This window comes from Pseudoalteromonas sp. TAP-3C (genome assembly GCF_059888565.1).
Map to the genome: position 1 here is coordinate 850792 of NZ_CM187618.1, position 16624 is coordinate 867415.

Annotated in this window: 18 protein-coding genes; 11 read left to right on the top strand and 7 right to left on the bottom strand. The window is 39.1% G+C overall.

Features of this window, described 5'->3' with window-relative positions; all coding sequences use genetic code 11:
- Positions 1–91 precede the first annotated feature (91 nt).
- On the bottom strand, positions 92–571 hold the full coding sequence (gene smpB, locus AC6H44_RS03970) for an SsrA-binding protein SmpB (RefSeq protein WP_500737642.1): 480 nt from the start codon (positions 569–571) through the stop codon (positions 92–94).
- 147 nt (positions 572–718) lie between these two features.
- Between smpB and AC6H44_RS03975 the strand changes: the two genes are divergently transcribed.
- Together AC6H44_RS03975 and AC6H44_RS03980 are read left to right on the top strand one after the other, a co-directional pair.
- Positions 719–1159, top strand: coding sequence for a type II toxin-antitoxin system RatA family toxin (locus AC6H44_RS03975; protein WP_500737643.1), 441 nt, complete (start codon positions 719–721; stop codon positions 1157–1159).
- Positions 1156–1479 (top strand): RnfH family protein, encoded by a 324-nt coding sequence (locus AC6H44_RS03980; protein WP_500737645.1) that lies wholly within the window; start codon positions 1156–1158, stop codon positions 1477–1479. Before AC6H44_RS03975 ends, AC6H44_RS03980 begins: the two co-directional genes overlap by 4 nt.
- Positions 1480–1523: 44 nt before the next feature.
- On the opposite strand, the gene AC6H44_RS03985 is transcribed toward AC6H44_RS03980, so the two are convergent.
- On the bottom strand, positions 1524–1883 hold the full coding sequence (locus tag AC6H44_RS03985; RefSeq protein ID WP_500737646.1) for an outer membrane protein assembly factor BamE: 360 nt from the start codon (positions 1881–1883) through the stop codon (positions 1524–1526).
- Between the two features lie 106 nt (positions 1884–1989).
- On the opposite strand from AC6H44_RS03985, the gene AC6H44_RS03990 reads away from it, so the two are divergent.
- The gene (locus AC6H44_RS03990) at positions 1990–2307 is read left to right on the top strand and encodes a GIY-YIG nuclease family protein (protein WP_500737647.1); all 318 of its coding nucleotides are present in this window, start codon (positions 1990–1992) and stop codon (positions 2305–2307) included.
- Positions 2308–2447: 140 nt separating this feature from the next.
- Here the strand turns inward: AC6H44_RS03990 and AC6H44_RS03995 are convergent, their stop codons facing one another.
- The gene (locus tag AC6H44_RS03995; protein WP_500737649.1) at positions 2448–4367 is read right to left on the bottom strand and encodes a methyl-accepting chemotaxis protein; all 1920 of its coding nucleotides are present in this window, start codon (positions 4365–4367) and stop codon (positions 2448–2450) included.
- Between the two features lie 147 nt (positions 4368–4514).
- Positions 4515–5987, bottom strand: coding sequence for a ketol-acid reductoisomerase (ilvC, locus tag AC6H44_RS04000; protein WP_500737650.1), 1473 nt, complete (start codon positions 5985–5987; stop codon positions 4515–4517).
- A gap of 137 nt (positions 5988–6124) precedes the next feature.
- Here ilvC and ilvY point away from each other — a divergent pair, with 137 nt between their 5' ends.
- The 6 genes from ilvY to AC6H44_RS04030 all read left to right on the top strand — a co-directional run bounded on the left by ilvY (position 6125) and on the right by AC6H44_RS04030 (position 11468).
- A complete protein-coding gene (gene ilvY, locus AC6H44_RS04005; RefSeq protein WP_500737651.1) occupies positions 6125–7030 on the top strand; it encodes an HTH-type transcriptional activator IlvY in 906 nt (301 codons plus the stop codon).
- 89 nt (positions 7031–7119) lie between these two features.
- Entirely contained in the window at positions 7120–8166 is a 1047-nt protein-coding gene (locus AC6H44_RS04010; RefSeq protein ID WP_500737652.1) for a GGDEF domain-containing protein, read from the top strand.
- A gap of 234 nt (positions 8167–8400) precedes the next feature.
- Complete coding sequence (locus AC6H44_RS04015; RefSeq protein ID WP_500737653.1) at positions 8401–9114, top strand: MipA/OmpV family protein; 714 nt, start codon at positions 8401–8403, stop codon at positions 9112–9114.
- 13 nt (positions 9115–9127) lie between these two features.
- On the top strand, positions 9128–9493 hold the full coding sequence (locus tag AC6H44_RS04020; RefSeq protein WP_500737654.1) for a DUF3019 domain-containing protein: 366 nt from the start codon (positions 9128–9130) through the stop codon (positions 9491–9493).
- 14 nt (positions 9494–9507) lie between these two features.
- The gene (locus tag AC6H44_RS04025; protein ID WP_500737656.1) at positions 9508–10200 is read left to right on the top strand and encodes a response regulator; all 693 of its coding nucleotides are present in this window, start codon (positions 9508–9510) and stop codon (positions 10198–10200) included.
- Between the two features lie 26 nt (positions 10201–10226).
- Entirely contained in the window at positions 10227–11468 is a 1242-nt protein-coding gene (locus AC6H44_RS04030) for an ATP-binding protein (RefSeq protein WP_500737658.1), read from the top strand.
- A gap of 95 nt (positions 11469–11563) precedes the next feature.
- Here AC6H44_RS04030 and AC6H44_RS04035 read toward each other — a convergent pair whose 3' ends face one another.
- Positions 11564–11785 carry a DUF3820 family protein gene (locus tag AC6H44_RS04035; protein WP_500737659.1) on the bottom strand — a complete coding sequence of 74 codons (222 nt, stop codon included), beginning with the start codon at positions 11783–11785 and terminating at the stop codon, positions 11564–11566.
- A 277-nt stretch (positions 11786–12062) separates the two neighbouring features.
- Complete coding sequence (locus AC6H44_RS04040; RefSeq protein ID WP_500738374.1) at positions 12063–13637, bottom strand: cation:proton antiporter domain-containing protein; 1575 nt, start codon at positions 13635–13637, stop codon at positions 12063–12065.
- A gap of 297 nt (positions 13638–13934) precedes the next feature.
- Here AC6H44_RS04040 and AC6H44_RS04045 point away from each other — a divergent pair, with 297 nt between their 5' ends.
- Both AC6H44_RS04045 and AC6H44_RS04050 read left to right on the top strand, forming a co-directional pair.
- Positions 13935–14678, top strand: a complete 744-nt coding sequence (locus tag AC6H44_RS04045) for a sporulation protein (RefSeq protein WP_500737661.1) — start codon at positions 13935–13937, stop codon at positions 14676–14678.
- Between the two features lie 53 nt (positions 14679–14731).
- Positions 14732–15175, top strand: a complete 444-nt coding sequence (locus tag AC6H44_RS04050; RefSeq protein ID WP_500737663.1) for a GNAT family N-acetyltransferase — start codon at positions 14732–14734, stop codon at positions 15173–15175.
- Between the two features lie 45 nt (positions 15176–15220).
- On the opposite strand, the gene AC6H44_RS04055 is transcribed toward AC6H44_RS04050, so the two are convergent.
- Positions 15221–16576: a sodium-dependent transporter gene (locus AC6H44_RS04055; RefSeq protein WP_500737664.1), complete on the bottom strand. Its 1356-nt coding sequence runs from the start codon at positions 16574–16576 to the stop codon at positions 15221–15223.
- Positions 16577–16624: the final 48 nt, after the last annotated feature.

The following is a 16624-nucleotide window of genomic DNA, read 5'->3' on the forward strand; positions in this document are numbered from 1 at the left end:
TCAATTGGTCGCAAAGATGATTTTGTAATAATTTGTATTTTGCTTCAAAGTTCAGCTCAAAAAAAAGCCTAACATTATGTTAGGCTTTTTTTTATACTTTGTGTTTCATTAAGCGTTCTTTTTCACGGGACCAATCTTTATTTTTACCGTCTTCACGTTTGTCATGCATTTTCTTACCTTTTGCTAAATGGAATTCAAGCTTTACCCAGCATTTCTTCCAATACATAGCAGTGGCAATTAATGAATAACCATCACGTTCAGTTGCACCAACTAAACGGTCGAGTTCACGCCTGCTTAGCAGTAATTTACGATAACGAAGCGGATCGCATATAACATGAGTTGATGCACTATTTAAAGGCTGAATCGTACTGCCTAATAAAAATGCTTCACCGTTTTTAAGATGAATATAAGTTTCAGAAATGTTTACTTTACCGGCTCGGATACTTTTAACTTCCCAGCCTTGGAGTTCAACACCTGCTTCAAACTTATCGTGTAAAAAATACTCGTGTCGCGCTTTTTTATTTAGCGCGATGGTATTACTTGTCGATTTTGATGATTTATTCTTAGCCATAGTGCCCTATAATATACGTTATACAAGATGTTTTACATCGATTTTTTAAATTATACATGTAAAAGCGAAGGATTAATTTAAGCGCGATGAAAGTTTGGGGAAACGCACAAAGCTTGCTAAAATTCCTGCACACAGTTGGGAGTGAGTATGCCACAAATAGAAAAAAGCGCGCTGGTTATGTACAGCACTAAAGAGATGTTTGATCTAGTCAATGATGTAGAAGCCTATTCACAGTTTTTACCTAATTGTTCAAACTCAAAAATTATTAAGCAACATGATAATACCATGACTGCCAGTTTAGAAATATCTAAAGCCGGTATAAAAAAATGGTTTACTACGGAAAATACTCTCATTGATCAGCAAACAGTCACCTTGCGTTTAGTTGATGGTCCTTTTAAGAGTTTGCAGGGTCGTTGGCACTTTCAACAATTAGATACGCAAGCGTGTAAAGTAAACTTGCAATTACATTTTGAGTTCTCTAGTAAATTAATAGAGTTGGCGTTTGGTAAAATTTTTAATGATGTGGCTAAAAACATGGTGAGTGCCTTTACTCAACGCGCAAAAGCCGTGTACGGAGAGCGTGCATGATCAATATTGAAATTGTGTTTGCGTTACCAACTAGCGCAACCACATTAAATATAGAAGTGTTACCAGGAACGACAGCAGAGCAAGCTGTGATCCAGTCAGGTATAATTAAAAAATGCCCTGAAATTGATGAAACAGACTTAACTTTAGGTGTGTGGAACAGAACGGTAAAGCTCAAACATGAGCTTAAAGACGGAGACAGGGTTGAAATTTATCGCCCTTTGATTGCCGATCCTAAAGATGTTCGCAGAAAACGCGCTGAAAAAGCTAAAGAAGAAGGCCGTGCTAATAAAGTAACGGGTGGTAGAGTATTAGAACGTTAATAAAAAGGTGAGCATAGCTCACCTTTTTATAAGACCAAAACAGCTTATAGCTCTAACGGTGTTGTAAAGTTTTCTGGTTGTTCATAATCGCCAGATACTGTAGTAAGCTTTTCATTTTCAAAGTTTAATACTAATGATTTAAACTGTTCATTAGCACGCCCTTTATTAAAGCTGTAAACGTAACGCCAAGTATTTTTATCAAATGCGTCTTCGGCAATCGGTCTGCCCAGTACATACATTACTTGCTCGCGAGTCATATTGACGCGAAGCTTATCAACGTCTGATTGTTCTAAAAAGTTACCCTGAGGGATGTTGATTCTGTATACCCAGCTAGAACAACCGGCGGCTGAACTTAGCGTTAAAGCGACGATAAGCCAAAGAGAAAAAGTTTTTAGCGACTGCATTGTTAGTTGTGATCCTTATTTTTTATAATCTGCATGATACCGATTAGTCACTCAAGGTAAAACCCTTTTGAGTAATTGTTTTTGTAAAGCGCGTTAAGGCGAGGTTTTGACCATTAATAATCAAAAAAGTTTAAACGATGTGTTGTGCAATAGTAAAAATAAACCGGCCGTTTGGTCACTGTATATTGTGCAAACACGGTTTGGTCATTGGTATACCGGTATTACTGTTGATGTAGCGCGGCGTTTAGCCACTCACCAAGCAGGTAAAGGAGCAAAAAACCTCAAAGGGAAAGGCCCGTTTGTGCTAATTCATCAACAGCAGGTCGGGACTAAAAGCGAAGCAAGTAAACTAGAATATGCGATTAAAAAACTTTCACGGGCAAAAAAACAAGCCTACGTTGCTGCTTTTAAAAAGAGGGAGTAGTTCTAATTTTAAAAGGACGATAGGCTTTGAGTTAATATTAAAAAAGGGGATGACACTGTTGATGTGGCGAAGTAACCACAGCACTGCAAACCCAGATCACCTTTGCACAACAAAATATTGTTGTACAAAGGTGAGGTTTTTTAACGTGGTTGATTAAATGTAGCAACGAGTGCATCAAGAGTTTGTGCGCTGGTGGCTAAATCACGAATGGCTTTCTCTGTATTTATTTGCTCACTCATTGATTTATCACTGATCTCGCTAATTTGTTCAATACTACGCCCTACATCATTTACTACGCTACTTTGCTGTTCGGTCGCGGTGGCAATTAAGGTCGCCATGTCGTTAATTTCATTGGCTGTTTGCGTAATAGTATTAAGTAACTCAACCGAGTTTTGCATAGCGCTTACGCTGTGTTGTGCCTTATCTTTTGATTGACTGATATCGCTGACAACGTCATCCGAAATATGAGTTAGCTCTTCAATCATTGATTGAATTTCAGTGGTTGACTGTGAGGTACGATTTGCCAGCGCTCTTACTTCATCAGCAACGACTGCAAAGCCTCGTCCATGCTCACCTGCACGGGCAGACTCAATGGCAGCATTAAGTGCTAGCAAGTTGGTTTGTTCAGAAATGCCTCTAATTGAATCCACAATACTGGCAATATCAATGGTCTTTTTAGAAAGTAGAGCAACTTGTTCGGATATACCGTCAATGTCGTTGGCCAGGGCTGAGATTGTGGTTTGGCTTTGTAGTACCTGTTGATGGCTTTGCTTGGTGTTATCACGACTGTGGTTGGTTAACTTAGCCGCATTAGCGGCGCTTTGCGCTATTTCTTGTACAGTCGCGCCCATTTGATTGATGGCTGCTGCTACCGAGATAGTTTGTTCTTTTTGTTTATCCAGCGCTAACGAGTTTTGTTTTGCTTGCGCAAATACATCATCAGTACTTTGGCGAATACCATGACTTTCACTAGCCACTTGCACAATAGCGGTTTCTATTTTTGTAATAAATTGGTTAAAACCTGTGGTTAGATTATCAAGCTCAGGTTGGGTAGATGCTGGTAGACGATAAGCTAAGTTTGCATCACCTCGGCCTAAACGAGAAAATAGCTCAGCCATTGTTGATAATGGTGACGCTAAAGAGCGAGCTAATAAATAACTGATCACGCTCGCGATAAGTGCTGTAATGATGGTAAAGGTGAATATTTGCCACTTTAAGGTATTTACACTTGAAAATACTTCGCTTTTTGGTACTTGAGCTAATACAAATAAATCCGTGTTTTTAATTGGCGTAGCAGCGATGAGGGTGGCTTGCCCGTTGATGTTCACTTCCTCTAAAGTAAAGCCGTTCTGATTAAGTAATTTATTATGAATGTTGGCGCTGTAAAGGCTATCTATATTAACCTTAGCGACTTTAGCGGCGTCTTTATGCAGTTGAATTAAACCATTTTTATCGGCAATAAACACAAACCCTGATTGTTCAATTTTAAATTGTTGCAGCAGTTTTTGCATGTCTGTGATGCTCTTTGCTAGACCTGCCAAGCCTAAACCATTAGGTTGTTGGTGGTTAACAAACATTTTTACATCGTTTTCAGACTCTTGATAAATACTAATTGAGTAAGGTTGTTTTGACTGGGTAAAAGCAAAAAACCAACCATCTGCAGCATCATTTTTTAAAACACGTAAGAAGCCATCCTGATTCCAATATTGTGCGGTGTTTTTATTAGCCCAAGAGGCGGTGGCAAGATCATATTGGTCAACCAAACGATTGAGTTCTTTAAGTAAGAGTGTGTCGTTGTTATTGCCAGCGTTTGCCCAATCTAAAATAAACGCATTTGCCGAAAGCTGCTTTGCTGCGCCAAGAAGTTCATTGATTTCCCCACCAATATGATTACTTATTGATTGCAATTTACTTGGCAGTTCAGATTCGATCATGCGTTGCTCAATAATATTCTTTGAGTTATGCAAAGACGTCAAACCAATTAATACAGCAACACAAATAGCAATAATGCTTCCAAGTGCTGTTATTTTTTGAGTAATAGAGAGATTTTGTATCGTCATAATAATGCTTATATTTACAACTGAGGCAAGTAGGGGAAGCATTTTAGCACATTATTTATTTTCGGCTATTGATGATTAATTGACATTTAAATTAAAAAAGCCCACAGCAAAATGCACGTGGGCTTGGTTTCTAACATATTTCTAGGGTTACACTATTTTTTTCATAGCTGACATGTAGCCGCGTAATTTAGCACCTATTTTTTCAACTGGGTGTTCACGTAGAGCCGTATTTATTTGAATTAATGTTTTGTTATCTACTTGATTACTTTGCTCATTTAAGCCTTTGCCAATAACATCAGTATCAATACCTTGCATAAATTCTCGTAGTAACGGCAGACATGCATGGTTGTATAAGTAGCAACCGTATTCGGCGGTATCTGAAATAGTGCGGTTCATTTCAAATAACTTTTTGCGTGCAATGGTATTAGCAATTAGTGGCGTTTCATGCAGTGACTCATAATAGGCTGATTCTTCAACAATACCGGCGGCTGTCATAGTTTCAAACGCCAGTTCTACGCCTGCTTTGACCATAGCTACCATTAGGATACCGTTATCAAAAAACGCTTGCTCAGCAATTACGACATCACCTGCAGGGGTTTTTTCAAAATGAGTGTCTGCGGTTTCAGCGCGCCATTTTAGTAAGTTAGCGTCATCATTTGCCCAATCTTGCATCATTACACGTGAAAATGTACCGTCGATGATGTCATCTTGGTGTTTGTTGTAAAGAGGGCGCATAATTACTTTAAGCTCTTCACTTAGCTCAAACGCTTTTACTTTCGCTGGGTTTGATAGGCGGTCAAGCATGTTTGTAACGCCGCCATATTTAAGTGCTTCGGTGATCACTTCCCAGCCATATTGAATAAGTTTTGAGGCGTAACCGGCATCAATTCCTTTTTCAATCATTTTGTCAAAACATAAAATAGAGCCAGTTTGTAGCATGCCACATAAAATGGTTTGCTCACCCATCAGGTCAGATTTCACTTCAGCGATAAACGATGATTTAAGTACCCCCGCGCGATGACCCCCTGTACCTGCTGCATAGGCTTTTGCTTGTGCCAAGCCATGCCCTTGAGGATCGTTTTCTGGGTGAACCGCAATGAGTGTTGGAACACCAAAGCCCCGTTTATACTCTTCACGCACTTCTGACCCTGGACATTTTGGTGCAACCATAATAACGGTAATGTCACTGCGGATTTGCATGCCTTCTTCTACAATATTAAAGCCATGTGAATAGGCAAGGGTTGAGCCATGTTTCATCAGTGGCATGATGGCATTAACCACCGCAGTGTGTTGTTTATCAGGTGTTAAGTTAAGTACGACATCGGCTGTTGGAATTAATTCTTCGTATGTACCCACCGTAAAGCCATTACTCGATGCGTTTAAGAATGACTGACGACGTTCAGCAATGGCTGATTCACGCAGTGTATAGGCCACATCTAAACCAGAATCACGTAAATTTAAGCCTTGATTTAAACCTTGTGCGCCACAGCCGACAATGACTAATTTTTTACCTTTAAGTGCAGCAACACCGTCGTTAAATTCGTCTGCGTCCATAAATTCACATTGCGCCAATTGCGCTAATTGTTCGCGTAAAGGTAAGCTATTAAAATAATTTGCCATGATGAGTTTCCCATTAATTCAGTTTGTTAGATGCATTGCGTTTGCTTTGCTTGAAGTAACAATATGAAAAATCTTTTCTTGCGTAAAATGATATATTTGAATTAAAGTGTTTCATAATATGAAATATAGGTAATGTTATGGATCATAAACATTTAAATTACTTTTTGTCGCTGGCAAAAACGCTGCATTTCTCTCGTGCCAGTGAGTTATGCCACATAAGTGCGCCGACTTTGAGTCGCAATATTAAGCAGTTAGAAGATGAAGTAGGGGTAATGTTATTTCAGCGCGATAATCGCAGTGTAAAACTTACCCGCGAGGGAATTGCATTTAAAGAATACGCCAGTGCCACACTTAATAATTGGCAGCGCTTTAAAGCTAACTTAAACGAACCGCAACAACATATTTATGGCAATGTAAGCCTTTACTGTTCTGTTACTGCTTCATACAGTTTTTTGCATCATATTTTGGAGCAACTGAGAGCTCAACATCAGCATATTGAAATTACCTTAAACACCGGCGATCCTGCGCTTGCAATTAACCGAGTATTAGATGGCCATGAATCTATGGCTATTGCAGCGAGGCCTAATAAGTTACCTGCACAAATTGCGTTTGTGGATATTGGCTATTCGCCATTGGTATTGATTGCGCCCAATATTGCCTGTCCGATTACCGATAAATTAGCGAAAAATACAGATATTATTGACTGGTCTGAACTTGAGTTTATCGTTCCAGAACAAGGGTTTTCTCGGCAAAGGTTGGAGCAGTGGTGGCGTAAAAATAATGTTCAAGGCAAAATTTACGCGCAAGTTGCTGGACATGAAGCCATGGTATCTATGGTGAGTTTAGGGCTAGGTGTGGCTATGATCCCTAAAATTGTACTCGATAATAGCCCGTTAAAAAATAAAGTTCAGACCTTGCAATACAAAGATGAACCACCACAAGGGTTTAAAATTGGGTTGACTGTATTGCATAAAGAGTTGAATGATCCCGCCATTAGTGCACTTTGGAATATTGCACAAAATATGGGAGAAAAAACAATATAGTCTTGTTGGATGATAAAAAGATGTTAATATAAACCGCTAATCTCTATACCTTTATTAACATCCTTTTGTGATCTCTGAGAGTTTTAATTATGGATAATGCGGCCTCACTTGCTCATTCTGCCGAGTGTTTAAAAAAAGCCATTCCGCTAATGGTTAAGTATAAAATGCCTGTAACCCCAATAAACTATGCTATTTGGTATTGCTATGTGCAAGGTAACAACCCGCAATTAAATGCAGAGCTTGATAACGTTATTGGTGAACATCACACCTGTTGCGCACAATCAGCCCAGCAAATTTTTGATAAGTATATTAATGATGAAGAATTAGCATTTTTTCAACAAATGTCTGAAAAATTCCACGGCACAGTAAAGCAAATGCAGTTTGATTTAAGTGACTCTATTGAATATACGAAAAGTTTTACCACTTCATTAGTTGACTCACAAAATGAGTTGAAAACACTCACTGGTATTGATTCGTTCAATGAAATTCTTGCTTGTGTTGAACGTTTAACCGACGAATCTATTGCGATGCAAGATTACGCACGTGGCTTTCAGACTAAATTAGCACAGGCTTACAGCGAGATTAAAGACTTAAAAGAGGCACTTAGCGTGACTCAAGAAGCTGTTGATAAAGACTCACTGACAGGCTTGTTTAATCGCGGTAAGTTTGATTTGGATATCGTTGAATTTTGTCTGAATGCGTCTTCACAACAAGTGCAAGATAAGCTGGCTGCGTTAATTATGTTCGATATTGACCATTTTAAACGCTTTAATGACGATTTTGGCCACCAAAAAGGCGATGAAGTGCTGAAGTTGGTTGCTGAAAAAGTGCAAAATAGTGTGCAAAATAACTACAATGCTTATCGTTTTGGCGGTGAGGAGTTTTGTATCACGGGTTACTTTAATAACATTAACGATGCGTTGGCATTTTGTGATCAGTTGCGTTTAAGTATTGCCAAATTAACGGTTCGTAAAAAACAAGATAGTAATAACAAACGAAATATTTCAGCAAGTTTTGGTATTGCTTTACTGCAACCTTTCAATAAAAGCACTTTGTTGGTTGAAAAGGCGGATAAAGCACTTTATTTAGCTAAAACCCATGGTCGTAACCGGGTCGAGATAGCTGCTGATATGTAAACGTGTTTCGTTTGTATCAAATTTGTTAATGATTGTAACCCTCTAGAGCTTGTGTTCATACTACTTGCTACTATAGGTTCAAAGCCCTTTTATAAACTAGCGATTAACTTCATGCGGTTATATCTGAGAATAAACACATGCCTGTTATTAGTGCTGTTTAGCGCCAATACAATTGCTCAGAGGCAACATATATCCACAGATGAGCTTAACCTTAGTGTGAGTCTTGGTGCTGGGATGATCACAAACCCTTTATATGGCGCAGATAACATGCCATTAGTGGTTATTCCGCAAGTAGCCTATTACGGCCAAAATTGGTTTTTTGACAACGGCCGCTTAGGTTATTCTTTATTACAAGGTGAAGAGCATAACGTTAGTTTTGTGTCAGAAATTAACCCTGAATCACGGTTTTTTATTGACTGGCATCCACAAAATATTTTCCCCTTTAAAACAACCGCTGATAACCAAATATTAGCATCGCAACACGATGAGTCACCTCATCAGGTAAATATAAATAATATACAAAAAAGACGAGTCGCACTTGATGTTGGTATCAGCTATTTTTTTGTAAAACACCAGCAGGTGTTTTCTGCGCAATTATTGCATGATGTAAACAGTGTTTATAATAGTTACCGAGGGTCTGTTCAATGGCAGTACCATTATCAGTTAAAGCAATTGGCACTTAAATCGACTTTAGGCGTTAATTACAAATCAGCCCAACTAAATAATTACTTTTATGGTTTAAATAGTACGGAATCTATTTATGGTGAAATAGAGGTTGGTAGTAGCTGGCAACCTTATGCTAAAATTGACGCCCGTTGGCCAATAGATAAAGCCAACGCGCTTCATTTTCATTTAGCCTATTATGACTATTCAGCAATGGATAACAGTCCGCTGTTTGAAAATGACCATTCAATGACTGCCTTTATAGGGTTCGAACATACTTTTTAATATGAAGTGTTTTATGTTGGTTGTGATTACAGCTTCATTTTTTAGCAGCACGTGCGTTGCAAAAGCCTCTTCACTTAATGTATCACCTAAAGTCTGTGTGGTTTCCGAACAACAAGATTTTTGCGATCTTGAATTAAAGTTTAATTGGCAGGTGTTAGCCGCTACCGATGTGTGTCTGTATCAGCAAAATACACAATTACAATGCTGGAAAGGCGCCAAAAAGGGTCGTTTTAGCTATAAAGCGCGTGTTCAGGTGGAGACCATATACTCCCTGATTAATCCCCATACAGGTGTATTGTTAGCGAGTGTGCAAATAGAAGTGCAAACCGCATACGCTAAGAAAAAACATCGGCTACGCTCACCTTGGAGCTTTTTTTAATTTAGGAGCAATAAATGCCAAAGATATTACTTGTTGAAGATGATTTAGGGTTACAACAATTAACCAAAGACTATCTTGAGCATAATGGCTTAGACGTTGACGTGCTAGAACGCGGTGACGAAGTGTTTTCTTATCTTAGTGAAAATCACGTCGACTTAATTATTTTAGATGTGATGTTGCCGGGAAAAGATGGCTTTAGCGTATGTCGACAAGTTCGTGATAAATACACTTTACCTATTTTAATGCTCACAGCAAAGGGTGAAGACTTTGACCAAGTAATAGGCTTAGAGTTAGGTGCTGACGACTACGTTATTAAACCGGCAGAGCCACGCGTGCTACTTGCTCGAATTAGTGCATTGCTTCGCCGTGCACAGCCAAGCGCTAAAGCGATTGAAGAGTTACAATTTGGTGATTTATCAATAGATAAAACCAGTCGAATAGTAAAGTTAAGCGGTGTTGAGATTGTACTCACCTCTCATGAGTTTGAATTGCTGTGGTTATTGGCCTCAAATGCAGGTGAAGTGCTCAGTCGAGAGCATGTACATCAACATATGATAGGACGCGAGTACGACGGATTAGACCGTACAGTAGATGTACGTGTATCGCGTATTCGTAAAAAGCTCGGTGATAACAGCGACAAACCTTATCGAATTAAAACGGTGTGGGGCCAAGGGTATTTGTTTGTTTCAGATGCTTGGGGCATGTAACAATTGCAAAGCATTAGGCTAACTTAATGGGAAAGCTATTTATAAGCCTTTATGTATATATTATCGCCTCTTTGTTTATTGTTAGTGGCGTTATAGAGCGGTTTTGGCCTTATGATGAATCCGAGCAACAGCTACTGTTAGATGATGAATTTGGGCAATCTTTATGGCTGCTTTCAAAAACGCCTGATGGCCTTGAGCAGCTTAAACATAACTTCGCTAGTCAAATTATCAAACAGCAAGATTTAGCTCTCCCACCTAAGCTGCAAGCACAGCTGTCGCAAAAACATTATCTTTATTTATATGATAAACAGCAACGTATAGTGTGGTATGTCACCTTAAGTGATTCTCAGTTGCTACAAGTCGGTCCTGTAGGTGTTAAGCAGAGTAACTCAGGAACTGTGTTACCGTATTTATTGGTGCTGTTTATTATTAGTTTACCCATTGGCTTGTGGAGCTTTTTATTGTGGCGAGATTTTGCCAAGCTCAGTCATGCATGTGAGGCCGTAGGTGGCGCGCAAGATTTTCAATTAAGTAATAGTTCTAAATCGTTTTTTTTACCTATAGCTGGTACTTTAGAGGTGATGCAGCAACGTATTGAGTTTTTACTCAGCGCTCAGCAAGAGCTCACGTCGTCTGTATCTCATGAGTTTAGAACGCCATTAGCGCGGTTGAAGTTTGCTATTGCCATGCTAGAGGGTAAAACACATGACACCAAAGCGCAGCAGTATTTATCTAATATGCAACTGGATATTCATGAGCTAGAGTCACTTGTATCTGAAATGTTGGAATACGCTCGTTTAGATTCGCAGCAACCTAGTTTAAAGTTAGCATCTTGTGATTTAATTGCATTAATTAAAGCCAATATTGACAAAGTAAACTTTGATACGCGAATTCAATTAACAACATCGCTACCGAGTAAATATATTTACTCATGTGATAGCCATTTTATGTCGCGCGTATTGCAAAACCTAATTAGTAATGCACTTAAACATGCCTCGCAGCATGTACATATTAGTTTAAATACCACCGGTGAAAAGTTACAGTTAGTGGTTGAAGATGATGGCCCGGGTATTGCCCACTCTGAGCGCGAAAAAGTATTTAAACCGTTTACGCGCTTAGATAAAAGCCGTGATAAAAAAACCGGTGGTTTTGGATTGGGGCTAGCAATAGTGAGTAAAATAATATCATGGCACAAAGGTGAATGTGCCATTGATGACTCAACACTCGGTGGGGTTAAATTTATTATTAGCCTAAAAAAATCGCAATAAAAAAGCGCCATAAAGGCGCTTTTTTGCGGTTTAAAACCAAAAAATCAACAAGTAGCAAATACATAGACAGGCCACTTACAGAAAAGTTCTATTTTTTATTTCCTATTTTTTTCTAATAGCGGCATCAACATTTGCTCCAAGCCATTAAGCTTTACTTCGTACATCATAGCAAGCTGAGCGCCAAGCTTGCTATCAGGAAAGCCTTGGCCCTTAAACCACACTAAATAAGGCTCTGGTAGCATAAGTAGAGGGCGTCCTGCATATTTACCAAACGGCATAATAGTATTGATGGCAGTTTTAAGTTGTTGAGGGTCCATTATTGACACCTTTTAAAATAGGGCCGTTAATTTTAAGGGATTTTAAAGAAATAAAATAGGCTGTAACGGGCAAGTAACAGCCTATTGATGGAGGGAGTAGGCCCTCTAATTTGAGAATCTTATTGGTTACTTTAAAGCAAGGGGGTGGAATCTGTCTGTATTATAATAAATACAAACTTATGTATTAGCTTTACCAAACCAACACAGTTATTTTACCTTATTTTGAAATCAATAAAATACTCAGATGTAAAGGAATGTAAATGTAATTTATTTGTATCTAATTGGTAAATAAATTTTGTTTTACATGCTCCGCAAAGCCACTACCAGCCTCTAAATAAAAGTTATAAGTAGAATCAATCCCCATATCTTCTAGTTCTTTTTGCTGATCGGGGTAGTTAGCAATAGCCGTAAGTTGCCCTTTATAACCTGATGCCTGTAATTGCTCTAAGGCATATATGTTTTGCATATGTTTAGGCATAGTAAGCATAACCATTTCAACTTGTGAATGATTAACCCGTTGCCAAAAATCAGGATCCGTAGCATCTGAAGTTAACACATTGCGCCCTCTACTTATATGTTTACTCACGACTTCGGGTTTTATATCGACTCCCGCCACTAGGCCTGGGTGAGAGGCGTTTATTGTTTCATAAGCACCTGTACCAATTCTGCCCATACCAAAAATAACTATTTTAGTGTCGTTTAAGTTTACCGGAAGCTCTTCAGCTAGGCGGGTTTTGCTTTCAAACTTTAATAAAAAACGCTCAGCTTTAACGTACAGTTCGTTAGAACGTTTATTTAAAGGAGAGGCAATTACAAAAGTAATTGACACGGCAATAGCAATAACTGCAAGCCACTCGGAAGTAACTAAACCGTTTGATGCAGCAACTGCACAAACAATTAAACCAAATTCACTGAAGTTAGCTAAGCTAAATGCAGCTAACAAAGAGGTACGAGCACGAAGTTTAAATAGGTTGGTTAATACGTAATAAAGCAGCGTTTTAATAGGGATAATTAGTACCAGCACTAAAGCAACAACTAATGAATGAGCAGTAAGCTCTGCGCTTAAGCCTATACTTAAGAAAAAACCAACCAGTAAAATATCTTTTAGGCTAAGTAGCGACTTAGATAGTTCGCCTGCTTTTTTATGGGATGCGAACATCATACCAATAATTAATGCCCCTAAATCGCCTTTTAATCCCGCAAACTCAAAGGCATTGTAGCCTGCCACTAAAGCGAAAAAGAAGCCAAATAAAGGCAATAACTCACCGTGTTTAGAGCGGTTTAACACCCAATACATTACTGGACGGGCTAAGGGTAATCCAATAATTAACCCTAAAGCCCAAATGTTAGGTACTTTTCCAGTGCTTACCGCTAAAAAAATGACCGCGAATATATCTTGCATTACTAAAATACCAATGGCTATTTTACCATGCAAACTTGCCATTTCACCGCGCTCTTCAAGTACTTTTACTGCAAATACAGTACTTGAAAAGCTCAGAGCAAAACCAACCAGCAGCGCACTTTGCCAGCTCAAATCAATAAATAAAGGCAGTGCAAAAACACCGAGCAATAACATGAAACCGCTAAATAATGCGCTACTTAAAACGATGTGTATGGTGGCTGGAGCCCACACTTGGGGTTTTATTAGGTTTGCCACTTTGAGCTTTAATCCAATACTGAAAAGCAGCAGTGTAACGCCTAACGATGCTATCGTATCGAGTAGATCTGTTGTTTTAAAGCCAGCTAAATTAAGGATAAAACCGGCCATAAGAAAACCGATAAGTGGCGGTAACTTTAACTGGTATACACTAAAACCGCAGACGAAGGCGGTAGCAAAATAAATTAGTTCCATAATCATTAGTATCACTTCATTTGGCATTCTAGTGTAGCGAAAAACAATGCTTATTGACAATTAATCTACTTATTAAACACGGATAGTTAATTGATAGTGAGTATTTATTACATTACGATTAAACTAGGGGAAAATGACGGTAAAGTATAAAAAACGTGCATAGATAACAAAGTTTTCCGTAAATGGCATGTAAATAGCAGTTTTTCGCTGACAAGTGCTTTTAAATGTGGTTAAGATGCCATAACGAAGAAGTTTAAGCTTAGCAAACATAATATTCGCTCAGCTTAAGGAGAAAATATGTTTAAGAAGATTTTAGCATCAGTAGGTATAGGTGCCGCCAAAGTTGATACCATTTTAGAAACTGAACATCTTCAACCCGGGCAACTGTTCAATGCACAAATTGTAATTACCGCAGGTGATGTTAGCCAAGAAATTTCGGGCTTAGATTTAATGCTAGTCACACGTGTAAAAGTAGCCGGTGAAGACAGTGACTACTTTACTAATCATGTCATTGAACAATGGCGCATTAAAGATATCGGCAATATTGAACCAAGTGAAGTAAAAACGATTGGGTTTGAAGCTCGTTTGCACTCAGAGACGCCTATCACCGAAATTAATGCGGGTTATAACCACTCTCACGTGTGGTTAGAAACGGGTCTTGATATTGACCTTGCGCTTGACCCAACAGATAAAGATCATTTACACATTTATCCCAATGAAGCAGTCAAAACATGCATGCAAGCAATGGAAAAGCTTGGCTTTAGCTTAGTAAAAGCGGATGTAGAGAAAGGCCATTTGCGTGCTTCTACTTTTCAATCCGTATCGGGGTGCTATCAAGAGCTTGAATACAAACCTAATAGCCGAAGCTTGTTTGGCATAAAAGAGATTGAGTTGTCGTTTATTCCTGAAGCGCACAAAACCCATGTATTAATTGAATTAGACAGATCGTTCAGAGGCGATGGCTATGTCGACTTAACCATAGAGCATGACCACGTTAATTTATCGCAGCTATGCGATCAGCTAGAGCGATTATTTACTTAAATATTATTAAAGGCTTATTTTAAGTAAGCTTTTATAATCATAAAGGTGTCTAAATGACGTTTAAATGTGAGCCATTCTCAGCGCTCGACTCTAGGACCTTATTTTCAATTATACGTGAACGCGTTGATGTATTCGTCGTAGAGCAAGCCTGCCCCTACCCCGAGCTTGATGATCATGATATTGCAGAGTCAACTCGTCATGTGTATTTATTAGATGAGCAAGCAGTAAATGCCTATGCTCGTTGCTATGAAAAAGCTCCCCAGTACAGTGCAATAGGGCGCGTTTTAGTGGCGCAATCACAGCGAAGCTCTGGACTGGGTAAGCATTTAGTAAAAGCGGCTATAAATTGTTGTAAATCACAGTGGCCCACAAGAGATATTTACATTGGTGCTCAAACTTACCTGCTAGATTTTTATCGCGCATTTGGTTTTGAGTGTGTTGGTGATGAATATTTAGAAGATGGAATAGCCCATCAAGATATGATTTTAAAGCGCTAGTCTCAAAAAGGCCCACCTATGCGGGCCTTTTTTTGTAGTTTATAACTAGCTTAGTAGGGAATGCAAAAACACTAAGCTAATCGCAACAGGACAGACAAACTTAGTATACCAAGGCCATATTTTCCAAAATAAGGTATTATGTACCTCAGGGTTACCCGCTTGAATGGCTTTGAGCAATGATGCTCTGTACCAAATCCAGCCTACAAATATGCAGCACATGAGCCCTAATAAAGGCTGTGCGACTTTAGTCGTTAGGGTGATCACCAAACTAAATAAGGTGCTTAAATTACACACTATAATAATGCTAACAACTGCAATTAAAGCACCTATTAGCCAAGTCGCTTGTACGCGCTTCATAGCAAAACGCTCTACTGTGTACGATACTGGTGCTTCAAGCATTGAAATAGAAGAAGTCAGTGCCGCTATACTCATTAATGCAAAAAAAGCAAAGCCAACAAATAAACCCACACCGCCCATGCCATCAAACAAGGCAGGCAAAACCTGAAACACTAAGGTATCTTCTGAGAGGAGCTTACCTGTTGTTGCAGAGAATATTTCCACTCCTTGTGCTTGTGCCACATACATAGCAGGTATAATGAGTAAACCCGCCACAAACGCTATAAACACATCGATTAGCGTGACATAAGCGCCTAAGGAAACGAGGTTTTCTTTTTTACTAATATATGAGCCATATATAATCATCACACTCGTGCCTAATGATAATGAAAAGAAAGCTTGTCCCAGTGCACTGACTAATAGTGTGGGATCAAAAATAGATGAAAAATCAGGCACTAAGTAAGCTTTTAACCCCTCAACAGCGCCTTCTTGAGTCATTACATAGGCAATTAAGGCAAATAAAATGCCTAGTAGGGCTGGCATTAAACGCTTAGACCACTTTTCGATACCGTTTTCTACACCGCGGCTAATAATGGCAACGGTTAAAATAATAAACGCCACGGTGAAAAGAATATTGCGAGTGAGCGATTGCTCACTTAGCCACAAAGAGGTGGTATCGGCTCCCATTAATGTGGTTATCGGTTCTAAAGTGGCGCTTAACATCCAACCGGCAACAATAGCATAAAAGCTTAATATGAAGCCTGCACATAAAATGCCGCCAAAGCCAACAGCAAAAGCAAAGTGTTTTTGCCATGCTTTAGTGGTTAATTTAGTCAATGAAGAGACCGCATTAGCCTGCCCATGACGACCTATTATCAACTCGGCCATTAGAGCCGGATAGGCTAAAAAGAAAGCCAGCACTAAGTATGCGACTAAAAATGCAGCCCCCCCATTACTTGCTGTTTGTGTAGGGAAACCCCAAATGTTACCTAGCCCAACAGCAGAACCTGCTGCGGCCATTATAAAACCAAAGCGGGAGCTAAACTCACCTCTTACTGCACTCATATTATTTTGCTTCTCTATTTTTTGACGCCGCTGACAATCTACTGGAAT

Bases quoted from the DNA above. Each gene is read 5' to 3' on its own strand.
- AC6H44_RS04025 (WP_500737656.1), top strand. From the start codon at position 9,508: ATGCCAAAGATATTACTTGTTGAAGATGATTTAGGGTTACAACAATTA.
- AC6H44_RS04030 (WP_500737658.1), top strand. From the start codon at position 10,227: ATGGGAAAGCTATTTATAAGCCTTTATGTATATATTATCGCCTCTTTG.
- smpB (WP_500737642.1), bottom strand. From the start codon at position 571: ATGGCTAAGAATAAATCATCAAAATCGACAAGTAATACCATCGCGCTA.
- AC6H44_RS04035 (WP_500737659.1), bottom strand. From the start codon at position 11,785: ATGGACCCTCAACAACTTAAAACTGCCATCAATACTATTATGCCGTTT.
- AC6H44_RS03980 (WP_500737645.1), top strand. From the start codon at position 1,156: ATGATCAATATTGAAATTGTGTTTGCGTTACCAACTAGCGCAACCACA.
- AC6H44_RS04015 (WP_500737653.1), top strand. From the start codon at position 8,401: ATGATCACAAACCCTTTATATGGCGCAGATAACATGCCATTAGTGGTT.
- AC6H44_RS04040 (WP_500738374.1), bottom strand. From the start codon at position 13,637: ATGGAACTAATTTATTTTGCTACCGCCTTCGTCTGCGGTTTTAGTGTA.
- AC6H44_RS04055 (WP_500737664.1), bottom strand. From the start codon at position 16,576: ATGAGTGCAGTAAGAGGTGAGTTTAGCTCCCGCTTTGGTTTTATAATG.
- AC6H44_RS04045 (WP_500737661.1), top strand. From the start codon at position 13,935: ATGTTTAAGAAGATTTTAGCATCAGTAGGTATAGGTGCCGCCAAAGTT.
- AC6H44_RS03975 (WP_500737643.1), top strand. From the start codon at position 719: ATGCCACAAATAGAAAAAAGCGCGCTGGTTATGTACAGCACTAAAGAG.
- AC6H44_RS03985 (WP_500737646.1), bottom strand. From the start codon at position 1,883: ATGCAGTCGCTAAAAACTTTTTCTCTTTGGCTTATCGTCGCTTTAACG.
- ilvY (WP_500737651.1), top strand. From the start codon at position 6,125: ATGGATCATAAACATTTAAATTACTTTTTGTCGCTGGCAAAAACGCTG.
- AC6H44_RS04020 (WP_500737654.1), top strand. From the start codon at position 9,128: ATGTTGGTTGTGATTACAGCTTCATTTTTTAGCAGCACGTGCGTTGCA.
- AC6H44_RS04050 (WP_500737663.1), top strand. From the start codon at position 14,732: ATGACGTTTAAATGTGAGCCATTCTCAGCGCTCGACTCTAGGACCTTA.
- AC6H44_RS03995 (WP_500737649.1), bottom strand. From the start codon at position 4,367: ATGACGATACAAAATCTCTCTATTACTCAAAAAATAACAGCACTTGGA.
- ilvC (WP_500737650.1), bottom strand. From the start codon at position 5,987: ATGGCAAATTATTTTAATAGCTTACCTTTACGCGAACAATTAGCGCAA.
- AC6H44_RS04010 (WP_500737652.1), top strand. From the start codon at position 7,120: ATGGATAATGCGGCCTCACTTGCTCATTCTGCCGAGTGTTTAAAAAAA.